The sequence below is a fragment of the Frankia sp. RB5 genome, from assembly GCF_059816245.1.
The window spans coordinates 19556-34301 of the sequence record NZ_JCBATA010000001.1 but is presented as its reverse complement, the minus strand read 5'-3'; the positions used below and the strand labels follow the sequence as shown (position 1 = coordinate 34301).

Below are 14746 nucleotides of genomic sequence, written 5' to 3'. Positions count from 1 at the left end.
GCCGCCACGGCCCGATGATGCGCCACGGACGGCCCGGATGATGTACCACGCCCGGCATGCAGTGTCTCGCCCGACGAAGGTGCGCCACGGACGACGATGACCTCACTCATGCCGATGGTGGTTGTGGCGGCACGTGTTGAACCAGCGAGGAAGGGTGTCCCACGTCATGTCGACAAGCGAGCCCACTGCCCCGGCGGCCGCGCCGGACATCCCGGCGACGGACATCACGACGACCCCGGAATGGGCCGCGTTGACGGCCCATCAGAGCGAGATCTCCGCGGCATCGCTGCGCGGGCTGTTCGACGCCGATCCCACCCGCGGTGAGACGTTCACCGCCGAAACGGACGGCCTTTACCTCGACTACTCCAAGAACCTGCTCACGGCCCAGACGCTCGAGCTGCTCGTCGCGCTGGCGCGGCGGGCGGGGCTCGCCGAGCGCGTCGAGGCCATGTTCGACGGGCAGCGGATCAACGTCACCGAGAACCGGCCGGTGCTGCACACCGCGCTGCGGGCGCCGGCGGGCGTCCGCATCGAGGTCGATGGGCACGACGTCGTCCCCGACGTGCACGAGGTGCTCGACGCGATGTCGCGCTTCGCCGAGCAGGTGCGCTCCGGACAGTGGCGGGGCGCTACGGGAGAGCGGATCACCACCGTCGTGAACATCGGGATCGGTGGGTCCGACCTCGGCCCGGCGATGGTGTACGACGCGCTGCGCGACTACGCCGACCGGTCCATCGAGGGCCGTTTCGTCAGCAACGTCGACCCCACCGACATCTGGGAGGCCACGGCCGATCTCGACCCGGCCACGACACTGTTCGTCGTCGCCTCCAAGACCTTCACGACCCTGGAGACCATCGCGAACGCGCGAGCCGCGCGCGGGTGGCTGACGTCCAAACTCGGCGAGAACGCCGTCTCCCGGCATTTCGTTGCGGTCTCAACGAATGCGGAGAAGGTCGCCGAGTTCGGCATCGACACCCAGAACATGTTCGGCTTCTGGGACTGGGTCGGCGGCCGCTACTCGGTGGACTCCGCGATCGGCCTGGCCGTCATGATCTCCATCGGGCCGGAGCACTTCCGGGAGTTCCTCGCCGGATTCGCGGCGATGGACACTCACTTCCGCGGCACGCCGTTCGAGCGAAACCTGCCGGTGCTGCTCGGGCTCATCGGCGTGTGGTACCGCGACTTCTTCGGGTACGACACGCACGCCGTGCTGCCCTACAGTCACTATCTGGGGCGTTTTCCCGCCTATCTCCAGCAGCTTGACATGGAGAGCAACGGCAAGCGGGTCGACCTCGCCGGCCGGCCGGTGCGCACGCAGACCGGCCCGATTGTCTGGGGCACCCCGGGAACCAACGGGCAGCACGCCTACTACCAGCTTCTCCACCAGGGCACGGCGGTCGTTCCGGCCGACTTCATCGGCTTCGTCCAGCCGAACCATCCGAACGTCGGCCCGGCGGACGGGCCGGACCAGCACGCGCTGCTGATGGCCAACTTCCTCGCCCAGACCGAGGCGCTCGCGTTCGGCAAGACCGCCGAGCAGGTCGCCGCCGAGGGTGCCGAGGAGCGGCTCGTCCCGCACCGGACGTTTCCCGGGGACCGGCCCACCAACACCCTGCTCGCCCCGAAGCTGACGCCGTTCACCCTGGGCCAGCTCATCGCGCTGTACGAGCACAAGGTGTTCACCCAGGGCACGATCTGGGGCATCAACAGCTTCGACCAGTGGGGGGTGGAGCTCGGCAAGGTGCTCGCCGGGCGGATCGTGCCCGAACTGACCGCCGAGACCGAGCCGCCGGCGGCGGCGCACGACAGCTCCACCGACACCCTCATCAGACGCCTGCGTCGCGGCTGAGCGCCACCGTTACCACCAGCGTCGGGCCGACCTCGTCATGTTACTCTCCGTAAGCGATTGGCGGGTCGGCCCCGCCCGGTGCGGACGGTGACGATGACCTCGGGGGGCGGGCACGATGCGGGTCGACGCCGGAGCCCTGACCATGTCCGTGTCCCGCGCGGGTGAGGACGTCGCCATCGAACTCGCCGGCGAACTGGACACCGCCGGGCGGCTGCGGTTCCGCGAGCAGATCGGCGAGCTGCTCGGCCGCGGCGGCGGGACGGTGACGGTGGACGTCGCGGGCCTGCGTTCCATCGATATTCCGGCGCTCGCCGCGCTGCTTCGCGCCGATCTGCTCCTGCGCCGGGTGCACTCGGAGCTGCGGATCCGCTCGCCGACCCCGGCCTTCACCGCGCTGCTGCGCGAGACCGGCCTGCAGGGCCGCCTGCACGTCGACAAGGCCGCCCGCCGCTAGCCTGCGTGTGGAGTTGTGATCTCCGCGGCCGGTCCGGGGTGGAGTTCGGCGGTCCTGCCGACCCCCGGGCCCGGCAGCCAGCCGCTCTCCTGAGCGGCCAAGCTGCCGAGCGGCCAAACCGGCGGGGCCGGTCAGTTGGCGAACGGGGGTGTGCTGGCCTTGCTTCGCGTGGTCCCACCCGTCGTGAACGGGAGGACGGCAGCCGATGTCACGTTGGGTGACATGGTGGCGGGCGAGGTCGGACTGCTGAGCGTCGTCCGGATGCTTCGAGCCCGCACGGCGGAAAGCTCCGCGGTCGCGGTCGCGGTCGCCGTGACCGGCGCCGGTCCGCGACGTGCGCCGAGACCGCGCTCGGCCTCACGACCGACACTGTTCGCCACACTCCGTGCGGGGAACCGCAGGGGCGTGGTGGCTACGTCAGCGAAGAAGGGGCCCGAAAGTGTCGGTCGGGGGCCCGGCTGGGGGTGCTCCACCGGCGTCGCGGCCACCGGCATCGCCTCTGCCGCCGCGGTTTCACGTGGGACGAGCGCCAGCCGGGCGCGGGAGTCGGTCAGGCGTCTCTCGACCCCTCCCATCAGGAGCATCCCGGCCATGATCAGAAGCGGGAAAGCGAGCGAGAGCAGCAGAACGGGTGGAGTGAGACTCACCGAGGAACCCCCAGGCCGGCGTGCGGATCACCGTGCGGCAACGTCGGTGCCGCACGGTAGCCCTTCCCCCTACGCCCGCCGGTTCACCTCCGATCGGCCATCTCACCCAGGCCGGGGCCGTCACCCTCGGTCGCGCCGTGAGGGAGACGTCACCGTTCTGTCCGCGCATGCGGCTGTTCGGGTGCGCCCATCACTCGTACGCTTCGGACGAGATGAGTGCGTGGCCGGTACCGTTGCCCGCCTACGGAGGGCGTCCGTCGGTGAGCAACGAGGATCTGATGGCGCGCATCCACCTGCTCGCCGAGCAGGTGGACTACGCGCTCGCGGAGATCGTGCTGCGGCGGGCCGCCTACCAGCGGGCCTGGGAGGACGAGCCCGACTGGCAGTGGACCTCGGGCGGCGTCGAGGCGCTGCGCCATCCGCCGGTCGCCGAGGCCCTCGCCCTGCAGCTCGGCGCGGTCGAGCGGCTGCGCCTGTGGGCCCAGGAGATGCACTGGCTTCAGGAGCAGGCCAGGCTGCGCGGACTGCTGCGCTGAACGCGGGCCGCCCGTGCTGAGAGCCGTTGGCCGTGCTGAGCGCGGGCCGCCCGTGCTGCGAGCCGTTGGCCGTGCTGAATGCGCGGTGCTACTGCGGCGGGCGGCGGTCGAGCGCGTCGAACAGGCGGCGGCCGAGGTTGGCCGCGGCGACGTTCCCGCGGTGCAGATAGCGATTTACCCCGGCCTCCAGGCTCTCAGCGGCGTCGTCCTTGCGACCCGACCGGTACAGCACCTCGGCCCGGGCCAGCAGCGCCTGGCCCTGGCCGTCGACGTCGTCGGTGCGCCCGGTGAGGTCGACGGCGGTGTCGGCGAAGCGCAGCGCCTCGGCGTCGCGGCCGCGCAGCGACAGCAGCCGGGCGTGCACCCCGCACCAGCCGGCCTGGGTGGGCAGCTGGTCGGCGGCGGCGCCGTCCCGGCAGCGGGTGACATACTTGCCGGCGTCCTCCAGCTTGCCGAGGCGGACCAGCACGTCGGCGAGGGCGGCGGCCCGGTTCGCCAGCAGCTGGCGCTCACCCATCTGGGACAGGGCTCGGCAGCTGCGGCGCAGCTCGCGAGCGGCGACGGTCGGCTCGTCGGCGAGCAGCGCGACCCGGGCGACGACGAAGCCGCCGTGGTAGGGATCGACCCGCGGTCCCCGCAGGTCGTGGACGATCTCCTCCGCGGCCTTGAGGTGGATGCGGGCGCCCTCCAGGTCGCCGCACATCGCGGTGAGCACGGCCAGTTGGCCGAGCAGCGCGCGGCGCAGAGCGCGGTCGTCGCCGGCGGCGTCCAGGGCCTCGCTCGCCCGGCTCAGGCTCTCGGTGACGGAGCGTGGCCCCTGACTCATCAGCAGGGCCAGTTCGCGCCGCAGCGACTGGGCCGCCCGCGGCACACCCGACTCCTCGGCGTGCCGCACGGCGTTCTCCATCGACCGCTCGGCGGCGGTGTGCTGCCCGGCGGCGGTGTAGGCGCTGGCCTGGCTGCGGCAGGCGAGCGCGGCGCCAACGTCGTCGCCGGAGCGGACGAACATGGCCAGCGCCGACGACGCCTCGGTGAGGGTGGTGGCGACCAGCCCCTCCGGGTCGGTGGAGAACAACACCCGCAGGTGGGCGAGGCGGGCGTGGGCGCGCAGCCCCTCCTCGCCGGCGCGCCGGGCCCGCTCGGTGACCTGGCGCAGGATGCGCTCGGCGTCGGTCCACTGGTGGAACGAGAAGCACAGCGTCCATCCGAGGTCGATCTCGGCGCGCAGCCGCAGCGGATCGGTCTCCGGCAGCAGCCGGATCGCCCGCTTGAGCAGCTGGGCGGCGCCGTGCTCGTCGCCCTGGCGGACCCGGTCGGCGGCCTCGAACAGGCAGGTGGCCGCGGAGCGGCCGAGCTCGACCGTCTCCGGGCCGCGCAGGCCGATCTCCGTGCGGTAGCGGAACGCCTGCTCCAGGTGGTAGCCGACCAGCTCGTCGTGCTCGCCGGGCCCGCCGACGAGCCGGGCCTGTAGCCACTGGGCGAACTGCTGGTGCAGGTCGGCGCGGCGGCGCTTGGAGGTGGACTCGTAGGCGCAGTCGCGCAGCAGCACGTGCAGGAACCGGAAGGCCTCGACGCCGGGCAGGTCGGAGCGGTCGGGGTGGACAAGCTCCTTGCGGACCAGGTTCAGGCAGTGCGCGGCGACCATCGACTGCTCGTCCGGGTCGGACAGGTCGATGACGGCGTCGAGATAGAACCGCTCGCCGACGACCGCGGCCCGCTCCAGCACCCGGCGCTCCTCCGGTTCGAGCCGGTCGAGGCGGGCGGCGAGCAGCGAGGAGATCGTCGGCGGGACGGTGACGTTGCGCAGGCTGCCGGTGGCGATCCAGCGGCTGCCCTCCCGGCGCAGCAGCCCGTCGTCGACGAGGGCGGCGACCATCTGCTCGACGAACAGCGGGTTGCCCGCCGCCGAGGTGGTGATCCGGTTCACCAGGGCCGGGTCGAGCTCGTCGGAGCCCATCAGGCTGTAGATCAGGCGCTGGCAGCGGGCCTCGGTCAGCGGCGCGAGCAGCATCGACGTGGCGTTGAACTTTCCGCCGCCCCAGTGCCGCCGCTCCTCGAGCAGCTCCTGGCGGGCGAGGCAGAGCAGCATGATCGGGGCGTCACGGGACCAGTCGGCGATGTTCTCGATGAGGTCGAGCAGCGTCGTCTCGGCCCAGTGCACGTCGTCGAACCAGAGGATCAGTGGCCGGCGGGCGGCGAGGGCCTCGAAGAACGAGCGCACCGCCCAGAAGCTCTCCTGCGGGCCGAGCTCCGCGCCGCCGAGGCCGATCAGTGGCGCCAACGCCTCGACGATCTCCGCGGCCTGGTCGACGCCGTCGAGCAGCTCGCGCAGCCGGCGGCGGCCGTCCGGCGCGCTCTCGTCGGCGGACAGCCCGGTCGCCTGACGGACCATCTCCATCAGCGGCCAGTAGGCGATGCCCTCGCCGTAGGACAGACATCGGCCGGTGAGCACGGTCGCCCGGGGGGCCAGCGACGCGCAGAACTCCCCGACCATCCGGGACTTTCCGATGCCGGCCGAGCCGAGGACGGTGAACAGGTGGCAGGTGCGCTCCTCGACCACCGCCTCGAAGGCGTCCTGCAGCCGGCGGCGCTCCCGGTTGCGCCCGATGACCGCGGCGGTGAAGCCGAGCAGCGGCGCCCGCGCGCCGGGGCCGGCCTTCGGGTCGACCAGGCCGGTCAGCCGGTGGACACGCAGGGGCTCACGCTTGCCCTGCACGACCAGCGGGCCGACCGGGATGACCGTCACGCTGTGGCGGATGAACCGGTGGGTGGTGTCGCCGATGAGGATCTCGTCGGGCGGCGCGGCGCTCTCCAGCCGGGCGGCGACGTTCACCGCGTCGCCGGTGACCCCGCCACCGGCGACCGTGACCTCGCCGGTGTTGATCCCGATCCGCACCCGCAGCCGCAGTCCCCAGCGCTGCTCGAGGTCGGCGTTGAGCGCCTCCATCGCGGCCCGGATGTCCAGCGCGGAGCGCACGGCGCGCAACGCGTCGTCCTCGTGCAGGACGGGAATCCCGAACACGGCGAACACGGCGTCGCCGATGAACTTCTCGACCGAGCCGCCGTGGGTGTAGATCACTTCCCGCACGGTGGTGAAGAACTGCCACATCACCTGCTGTAGCGGCTCTGAGTCGATCTTCTCGCCGATGTCCGTCGACCGGGCGATGTCCACGAACATGATCGTTACGGTCTTGCGCGTGCCACTCCCGGCGGTGGGCAGGGGGTTCCCGCACCCGGAGCAGAAGCGCGCCCGCTCTGGATTCTCCTCCGCGCATGTCGGGCACGGCATCATGTGCCGGATCGTAGGCCGATCTCGGGCCCGTGCGGTGGGGGATGCGCTCAGCCGACGCGTCGTAGGTGATCCGTCCCACATCGATGCCACATTCCGGTCCTGGGGAGCCGCGTCCCGGTCCTGGGGGTGTGCCGCCGTGGCGGCGACGACGCGCCGGTGTGTGTCACCGTCCCCCGGCCGGGATGACCTGATCATGAGCTGATGTCCCGGCGCACCGCGATCAGTGCCCCCACCAGGGCGAGTACTCCCCAGCAGAGCGCGCCGGCCAGGGACGAGATCTCGAGTTCGGACGTCGGCCAGGCCAGCACTCCCAGGGGGGCGGTGGCGGGCCCGTGGAAGCGGGTCAGGTCGGTGAGCGGCTCGACGGCGGCACAGCCGCCCAGGGCGAGCAACGCGCCGGTCGAGCCGCGCAGGATCGTGCCGAGGCCGACGCCGATCATCCCCGCCGCGCACACCGTGACCGCGACGACGGCGTAGGCCCCGACCACCTGGCCCGGCCGGTCGAGATGCATGCCGGTGCCGCCATAGCGGGCGACGCCCACGGCCAGCCAGGCGAGGAACAGCGCCGAGCACATCGCGAGCCCGGTGCCCGCGACCGTGACGAACTGGGCCGCGGTGACCCGCGCGCGGCCCGGCACGGCCAGGAAGCTCAGCGCGGCCGTGCGGTGCCGGTACTCCTGTGCGACGACGAGGACACCGAACGCCATCACGGCGTAGGCGACGAACAGCCCGGACCTCGACCGCAGACCCTCCCAGAACGCCGGCGCCTGCTGGCCGGACCAAAGCATCAGCGGCACGTGCAGGACCACCACCGCGAGCAGGCCCGTGGCCTGCCAGCGACTGCTGGCGACCTTGAACAGCTCGGTGCGGACCAGAACGCCGACCCCGGCCTGGTGGGTCGCCATCACGGACCGTACCCGCCGGTGGCCGCCGCGCCGGCGAGCGGGCGGGTGAGTGAGAAGTAGACCTCTTCCAGGTCCGGGCCGTGCGTGTGCAGCTCGACGAGGGCGATCCCGTGGCGAGCGGCGACCTGGCCGACCCGCGCGGCGGTGCCGGCCGGGAGCGTCAGTCCGTCCCCGCCGGCGGCCGTCACCGCCAGGCCCTCGGCGGCGAGCAGGGTGGCGAGGCGCGCGGCCTCGGGGGTGTGTACCTCGACGTGCCCACGACCGTGCTGGTGGCCCAGCTCCCGCACGTCCGCGTCGAGCACGACCCGGCCCTCGCTGATGATGACGACGTTGTCGACGGTCTGCGCGACCTCGGCGAGCACGTGGCTGGACAGCAGAGCGGTGCGCCCCCGCGCGGCCCAGTCGCGCAGGAAGGACCGCAACCAGCCGATTCCCTCGGGGTCGAGGCCGCCGTTCGGCTCGTCCAGGACGAGCAGCTCCGGGTCGCCGAGCAGGGCGGTGGCGAGCGCGAGCCGCCCGCGCATGCCCAGCGAGAAGCCGCCGGTCGGCCGTTCCGCCGCGGCCTCGAGTCCCACGGTTGCCAGCACGTCCTCGACGCGGCGGCGGTTCACGCCCAGCGGAATCCCGCAGGCGCGCAGATGGTCCCGGGCGGTGCGCCCGGGATGGGAGGCGTTGCCCAGCACCGCGCCGACCCGGCGGGCAGGGTGATCGAGCTCACGATAGGGTCGGCCGAACAGCAGCGCCTCGCCGGAGTTCGGCGCCACCAGGCCCAGCAGGGCGCGCAGCGTCGTCGTCTTGCCGGAGCCGTTCGGCCCCAGAAATCCGGTGACCGTTCCCTGGCTGACCGTGAAGGTCACGTTCCGGACGGCGTGGTGGGACCCGTATCGCTTGGCCAGGCGCTCGATGTGGACGACGGCGGTGACGGGAGCCTCCCGGCGGATGGTCCGAACGGGGCAGCTCCTACGGTAGCCTGTCGCTGCCGCCTGTCCGCTCGCGGGTTACCCGGTTGTCTCGTGACCGGTCGCGTCGCCGCGTGGTTCGTCCACTGCGATCAGTGACAGCAGTTCGACGAGCCTGGCACGCTGCGGGGCGTTCAGCCGCCGGGTGAGGACCGCCACGCTGTCCGCCTGCCGACGCTGCCCCTCGGCGAGCGCCTCCTGACCGGCCTCCGTGAGGGCCAGCAGGACGGCGCGCCGGTCGGTCGGATGCGACCGACGGGTGACCAGTCCATCCGCCGCCAGAGCGTCCACCGTCTCGGTCATCGTCCGCGGGGCGACCGTGACCGCGTCCGCGAGATCGCGCAGCCGGCACGGCCCGGTCTCCGCGAGCAGCCGCAGCACCTTGAACCTGGCCAGGGAGAGCCCCACGCTCGCCCGCAGTGCCTCGTCGACGGTGACGCGGACCCGATGGGCGGCCGCGAGCAGCAGGTCGACGGCGGCGTCGCCGGTGCGTGGGGGCGGCATCGGGGGGCCTCCTTGGCTATGGTGATGGAGATGTCATATTAGGTGAACTTGCCTCATTGTGAGGTAGCCTCGCTAAAACCCGAGTCAGAGTCTGACACCCATGGAGCGCACATGGACGCACTCACCTGCCTGCTGACCCGCCGCACCGCCACCCGCCTGGTCGAACCCGGCCCGACACCTGACCAGATCACGGCCATTCTCGGCGCCGCCACCACCGCGCCGGATCACAAGATGCTGCGACCATGGCGCTTCGTCATCGTGCGCGGCGAGGCGCGGACCACTCTCGCCACCGCCATCACCGCGGCGGCCGAGGCCATCGGCGACCTGCCCGAGCCGGTCGTGCGCAAGGCCGCTGGCAAGGCCACCCGGTCCCCCGCGCTCATCGCGGTCATCGCGGCTCGGGTGGAGTCCCGGGTGTCGGTCGCCGAGCAGGACGCCTCGGCCGCCGCGGCGGCGCAGAACATCTGCCTGGCCGCGCACGCGCTGGGCGTCGCCTCGGCGTGGAAGTCGGTGCCGCTGCCGGACAGCGCGCCGGTGCGGGCGTTGTTCGGCGTCGCCGCGGGCGAGGAGCTCGTCGGCTGGGTCGAACTCGGCACCCAGGCGCCGAATGTTCCCGTTCCCCCGCGCGCCGCCGTCCCCCTCGGCGAGGTCGCCGCGGAACTTGAGGTGGACGGCTCGCTGCGACCGGTCGCCACTGCGGCGCCCGTCATCGTCTGACACGGCGCCATCGGCGGCCGAATCGGCCGTGTTCGGCCGGTTCCAGCTGGTTCGAATCGCTTCGGTCGGTTCGGTCGTTTCCCTGACAGGACCGGCGGTTCGCCCAGGTCCCGACTGCCCGGGTGGCGTGGGGCCGGTTCCCCGAAAGATGCCCCGAGGCGAGCGGAAGGCTACCTAAGCTGGAGCGCAGGTCCAGGTCGAGCGGTCCCGATTCGGGGTATGACTCGGCTCCCGACCTGCGACGGGAGGTACGCCGTGTGCGGTGCGCAGGCACCCGGACGTCACGGAGTCACCCCTGTGCGCCCAGAACGCGGCCGGCGGTGGGCCCCCGGTGGCCTGCTGGTCGCCGTGCTGGTCGGCTGCTCGGTGCTGGTCGGCTGCTCGCAGTCCGGCGCGCCCGCTGACGGGGCCACGGCGGCCGCGGGCAGTGGCATCAGCACCAGCCCCTACCCGCCCGACCCGCCCGGCCCGGCCGGCTCGGCCGGCTCGGCCGCGACCAGCTCCACACCACCCGCGGCCTCCGCGCCGGCCGCCTCCGCGCCGGCCTTGGGCCCGCAGCCCGATGGCGCCGCCGGCGGCTCCGCGGCCCCGGATGCCGTCGGCACGGCGGCCGCCCCCGGCGGTGGTCCCGGATCTGGCGTGGCGACCCCGTCCGGCGCCCCCGGCGGATCGGGTGGTTCCGCCGGATCGGGCGGGACCGGCGGATCGGGCGGGACCGGCGGTGTGGACCTGCCGCAGGTGCCGACGCCCCTTCCGTCCGCGGTGTTCGTGGGGGAGGCGTGCGTGCCCAGCCGCAACACGGGTCCGGCGATGGCCGTCAACGGCCTACCGCTCTACTGCCTTCCCGACGCGGGTGGCGCCGGCGGTGCGGGCGGGCGCTGGACCACGCAGGCGCCGCCCCCGCCGACCCAGGTCGCGCCGCAGGAGGGCGGCCTGTGCCAGCCCGGCGACATCGGTCGGATCGTGCCGAACGCGGCCGGCCGGCCACTGTCCTGCCTGCGGGACCCGAACGGCTCTCTCAGCTGGTCGGACGTCTCCTGACCGTCAGCCGCGCCGCCGCGCGCGGCGGGCGGTGAGCGCCTCCGCGAGCGACCAGGCGCTCGGCAGGACCAGCGCGGTGACGGTCGTCGCCCACGCCCACGGATGGTCGGCCAGGTAGGGGACCGCGTCGTCGCGCAGCCAGTCGAACAGTGGATCGCGCAGCACCGGGACGGCACCAGCGGCGGCGATCACCACCAGGACGCCGGCCGCGACGACCGCGAGGCCACCCGGCAGTCGCCGCCAGCTCGGCACCCCGAGCACCAGGAGTCCGAACAGCGCGATCGCGATGCCGAACGCGCCCAGGGGCCCCGAGCAGATCAGCCCGGCCGCGCTGCCCAGCGCCACCAGCACCGCTCCCAGCGCGATCATCACCCGACGGCGGCCGCGGGCGACGTCGCGGACCAGCTCGAAGCCCAGACGGGCGGTCGTGCGCGCCACGAACGCCACGGGTCGCACCGGCTGCGGCAGAAACCGCGCGGACGTCAGCCAGGCGGTCACCACCGCGATGATCTGGGCGACATCGCTGACGAGGATGGGTCCCTGCGCCGGGTCGGTGATGCGTTCGTCCGACACCCGGCAGGCGCGCAGCACCTCGTCGACCGCCCGCGGCGCCAGCAGACCCGGGGCTACCGGTCGATCTCCGCCGCCGGACGGCGTGCGGCCCCGTCCCACCGCCGGGGTCGTGGCGCCGGCCTCGCGGGCCGCGACCCGGGCCGCCGCCGCTGCCGCCAGGGAGATCACCTCGGCGCCGCCGGCCGCCTCGGCCTCGGCCGGGACCCCGGCTGGCGAGGTGGCTGGCGAGGTGGCCGGCGAGGTGATGGGCGAGGTGGCCTGGGACGCGGGTCGAGCGGTGGGCGGGGAGGCGGCTGGCTGATCGGCGGCGCGGGCGGCCTGGCCGGCGGCGCGGGCCTGGTCGACGGCGGCGAGGAAGTCGGCGGTGGGACGGGGATCGACGCCGGCGGCGTTGTCCTGGCGGACCGTCTGGGCGAGGCCGACGAGTTCGGCGGCGGCGATGTCCCGCTGCGGCCCGGCGGCCACCCAGGTGGCCGTGACCGGCAGGCTTGGGGGAACCGGGGCGGCCGGGTCGAGCAGGAACGCCAGTTCGTCGCGGACCTCCGCGGTGGGCGGCGTGCCGGCGACGTCGGCGAGGTCGTCGATCAGGTCGGTCAGCCAGCCCCGCCGGGCCAGCGCCGCCGGGCCGTCGGGCGGGACGGCCAGGTCGCGCCGCGTGACCAGCCGGCGGGGGTCGAGCAGGATCCGCGCGAGCCAGCCGGCGCCGTCGAGCCGGCCCCACATCCAGTCGTTGGCGCGCCACGACGCCTTGGCGAACGCGGCGAAGTTCCCCAACCGCAACCCGGTGACCTTGTCCTCCGCCAGTTGGCGGGTCGAGTCGAGGGCGTTCGGCAGGTCGGCGCTGAGCTGGACGAGCTCGATCGGCTGGTCCAGCACGGCACCGGAGATCTCGTTCTCGACCAGATGCAGGTCGAGCAGGGCGATCACGGCCGCCGTCCCGCCCGTGGGCAGGTAGTCGACGAAGTCGGCGAGCCCACGGGCGGCCAGGGCCCGCCGCTGCCCGACAGTGAGGCCCCGCGTCCGCGCATCCGGCCCGCCGCCTGGTTCCCCCGCCCGCACCTCGGACGTCCCGGCCGTCGACGTCTGGGCGGCCGACGTCCGAGGGGTGGACGTCTGGGCCGTCGACAAGCGGGGAGTGGACGGTGCCGACCGCCGGACCATCGCGGCGAACTCGGCGCGCGCCCGCTCGACGACCAGCGCGAGCGACTGCCAGGACTCGTGCAGCCGGTGTCGACCGCGTTCGCCTGCCGGGTCGCCGCGCAGCCAGCGGCGGGTCGCCTCGGCGGCGACGGCGTCCGTCGGTTCGCCCGGCAGCGCGGCCAGGGTCTCGGTCACGGTCGTGAACACACCCGGACGAGGACCGGAGGTGTAAAGCCACGACGGGCCGCGCGCGTCGCCCACGTCTGTCCGGTCGTCGTCCAGCGGGGATCGCCGGCCGCTGACCGGACGGGTGTCGCCGGCGGGCGGGGCGGCCTCGTGCACCGCGGCGGCGAGGCTGGCCAGGCGGGTTCGGTCGGCCGGCGCGGGGCACAGGACGTACCCCTCGTTGATCATGGAGATCAGGATGCCCTTGACGCCGTCGAGGGCGGGTTGGCCAAGCCGCCAGAGCTCGTCGGCGCCCGCGGCGTCCGGAAGCTCGCCGGGCAGGGTCTCGAGCACCGCGGCCGCGGCGGCCGCCGCCATCGCGACCCGCGCGGTGGCGTTCGCCCGCACCGTGTCGGCGTCCGGCGGGCGCGGTAGATCCGCCCGGTCGGCGAGCACCCGCAGCAGCGCCTCGACCACCGGCGCCGAGATCCGCTCGGCCATGCCGCGCCGGTAGGCATCCCACACCCCCGCGTCGGCCAGCCGGGCCGTGCCGGCCGGCGCCAGGCGCAGCAGCCGCCGCCGGGTGGCGCGGGCGCTTCGCACGGTGTCGTTGTGCGCGCGCAGCGCGGCGAGGTCGGTGCCGATCGACTGGTTCAGCGCCGCGTCGAGCGCCCCGAGCAGGGTGCCGCTCGCCGCCGGCGGTGGTGGCAGCGCGGGGCCGGGAGCGGAACCGGCGGCACGGCCGGCGGCGGGGTCGCGACCCTGGTCGACGGGACGCGGCGAGGGCACCACGTAGGTGAGCACCCGGCGGACCTGGCGGGCGGCGGGCTGGTCGAACACGGCCGCGAGCGCCGGGCCGATCGGCCGGTTCACGAGGATGCCGCCGTCGGAGGCGAAGAACCCGCGCGCGCTGTTGACGTAACGGGCCATGTCCGGATGGGCCTCGTCGACTGTGCGCCCCACCGGCACGTAGGCGGGCTCGAACGCCCCGGGGAACGCGGAGCTGGCCCGGCCCGCGAGCGCCAGGCGGGCGATCGCCCCCGGCTCGGTCAGGTCCCGGGTGCCGAACACGAACAGGCCGCGGTAGTCGACGTCGTACATCGTGCCGCCGAGGGAGTCGGTGTGCTCGCAGACCTCGCCCCGCAGGATCGTCGTCGTGACGAACATCGAGGTCGGGCGGGCGACCGGCGGCCGGTGCGGGGTGGCGGTCGCGGCGATCGCGCGCAGCGCGGTGTCCAGCGCGGGCAGCACGGCCTCGTCCCCGCGCAGCAGCGATGGGAACGTCCGCTCCCGCGGGGTGCGCATGAGCGTGTCCAGGGCCCCGAGGGACAGCCACAGTTCGCGCAGCGGCGCCAGCGTGGCACGGTGGGTGTTGGCGAAGCCGAGCATCGTCGCGTTGATGCCGCCCGCGGACGCGCCGGCGAGCACGTCGACGGCGAGCTCGACGTCCAGGATCTCCATCAGCCGGGCGTAGCGGCTGGCCACTGCCGCGTCGGCCGCGGCAAAGGCCGCTGAGCCGGGAACGGGGGCGGCCGACCTGGAGGCGGCCGGGCCGGAGGCGGAGACGTGGGTGACGGGGACGGCGGGGCGGTGGGAGCCGGTGCGGGTCTCCCGGGCGGCGACGGCCAGGTTGATCTCGGCGGCCACCCCGCCCATCCAGACCGCGAGGCTGGCGCCTCCGGTCATCACGACGGCGAGCCGTACCTCCTGGGTGGCGGCGTCATGCACGGACGACTCCGGCACATCCGGCGGCTCCGTCACGCATGGCGACAACAGTAGTCGCGTCGGACATCGCACCGTTCGGCCGTTCGGTCGGCGGCCGTCGGTCTCTCGGTGGGATCAGGGATGTTTCGGCGGGCGAAGCCCACTTGTCAGCGGGTTACTCGTGGGTAGCATGGGAAGAACGTACTCACGAGTAGCCAGCCGGATCCGGCCCCGCGCGCCGCCCCGGCGCTCCCGAAAGG

10 protein-coding genes are annotated in these 14746 nt (G+C 73.8%); 5 read left to right on the top strand and 5 right to left on the bottom strand.

Translation table 11 applies throughout. From position 1 onward, the window contains the following. Positions 1–166: 166 nt before the first annotated feature. The 3 genes from pgi to AC6EXY_RS00140 all read left to right on the top strand — a co-directional run bounded on the left by pgi (position 167) and on the right by AC6EXY_RS00140 (position 3486). On the top strand, positions 167–1849 hold the full coding sequence (gene pgi / locus AC6EXY_RS00150) for a glucose-6-phosphate isomerase (protein ID WP_101836402.1): 1683 nt from the start codon (positions 167–169) through the stop codon (positions 1847–1849). A 115-nt stretch (positions 1850–1964) separates the two neighbouring features. Continuing rightward, a complete protein-coding gene (locus tag AC6EXY_RS00145) occupies positions 1965–2303 on the top strand; it encodes an STAS domain-containing protein (RefSeq protein ID WP_101836403.1) in 339 nt (112 codons plus the stop codon). Between the two features lie 907 nt (positions 2304–3210). Then, positions 3211–3486, top strand: coding sequence for a hypothetical protein (locus AC6EXY_RS00140; protein ID WP_243408176.1), 276 nt, complete (start codon positions 3211–3213; stop codon positions 3484–3486). A gap of 88 nt (positions 3487–3574) precedes the next feature. On the opposite strand, the gene AC6EXY_RS00135 is transcribed toward AC6EXY_RS00140, so the two are convergent. The 4 genes from AC6EXY_RS00135 to AC6EXY_RS00120 all read right to left on the bottom strand — a co-directional run bounded on the left by AC6EXY_RS00135 (position 3575) and on the right by AC6EXY_RS00120 (position 9146). Beyond that, positions 3575–6778 carry an ATP-binding protein gene (locus tag AC6EXY_RS00135; protein WP_101836405.1) on the bottom strand — a complete coding sequence of 1068 codons (3204 nt, stop codon included), beginning with the start codon at positions 6776–6778 and terminating at the stop codon, positions 3575–3577. 191 nt (positions 6779–6969) lie between these two features. Beyond that, positions 6970–7683, bottom strand: coding sequence for an ABC transporter permease (locus AC6EXY_RS00130; protein WP_101836406.1), 714 nt, complete (start codon positions 7681–7683; stop codon positions 6970–6972). Next, positions 7683–8540: an ABC transporter ATP-binding protein gene (locus tag AC6EXY_RS00125; protein ID WP_243408177.1), complete on the bottom strand. Its 858-nt coding sequence runs from the start codon at positions 8538–8540 to the stop codon at positions 7683–7685. The genes AC6EXY_RS00130 and AC6EXY_RS00125 overlap by 1 nt, the downstream gene beginning before the upstream one ends. A gap of 141 nt (positions 8541–8681) precedes the next feature. Further along, positions 8682–9146, bottom strand: a complete 465-nt coding sequence (locus AC6EXY_RS00120; RefSeq protein ID WP_101836408.1) for a MarR family winged helix-turn-helix transcriptional regulator — start codon at positions 9144–9146, stop codon at positions 8682–8684. A 111-nt stretch (positions 9147–9257) separates the two neighbouring features. On the opposite strand from AC6EXY_RS00120, the gene AC6EXY_RS00115 reads away from it, so the two are divergent. Together AC6EXY_RS00115 and AC6EXY_RS00110 are read left to right on the top strand one after the other, a co-directional pair. After that, positions 9258–9863 carry a nitroreductase family protein gene (locus AC6EXY_RS00115; protein WP_101836409.1) on the top strand — a complete coding sequence of 202 codons (606 nt, stop codon included), beginning with the start codon at positions 9258–9260 and terminating at the stop codon, positions 9861–9863. A gap of 297 nt (positions 9864–10160) precedes the next feature. Beyond that, a complete protein-coding gene (locus tag AC6EXY_RS00110) occupies positions 10161–10904 on the top strand; it encodes a hypothetical protein (RefSeq protein WP_499817444.1) in 744 nt (247 codons plus the stop codon). A 3-nt stretch (positions 10905–10907) separates the two neighbouring features. Here the strand turns inward: AC6EXY_RS00110 and AC6EXY_RS00105 are convergent, their stop codons facing one another. Continuing rightward, a complete protein-coding gene (locus AC6EXY_RS00105) occupies positions 10908–14525 on the bottom strand; it encodes a patatin-like protein (RefSeq protein WP_499817445.1) in 3618 nt (1205 codons plus the stop codon). Positions 14526–14746 lie beyond the last annotated feature (221 nt).

Bases quoted from the DNA above. Each gene is read 5' to 3' on its own strand.
- AC6EXY_RS00115 (WP_101836409.1), top strand. From the start codon at position 9,258: ATGGACGCACTCACCTGCCTGCTGACCCGCCGCACCGCCACCCGCCTG.
- pgi (WP_101836402.1), top strand. From the start codon at position 167: ATGTCGACAAGCGAGCCCACTGCCCCGGCGGCCGCGCCGGACATCCCG.
- AC6EXY_RS00135 (WP_101836405.1), bottom strand. From the start codon at position 6,778: ATGATGCCGTGCCCGACATGCGCGGAGGAGAATCCAGAGCGGGCGCGC.
- AC6EXY_RS00130 (WP_101836406.1), bottom strand. From the start codon at position 7,683: ATGGCGACCCACCAGGCCGGGGTCGGCGTTCTGGTCCGCACCGAGCTG.
- AC6EXY_RS00145 (WP_101836403.1), top strand. From the start codon at position 1,965: ATGCGGGTCGACGCCGGAGCCCTGACCATGTCCGTGTCCCGCGCGGGT.
- AC6EXY_RS00120 (WP_101836408.1), bottom strand. From the start codon at position 9,146: ATGCCGCCCCCACGCACCGGCGACGCCGCCGTCGACCTGCTGCTCGCG.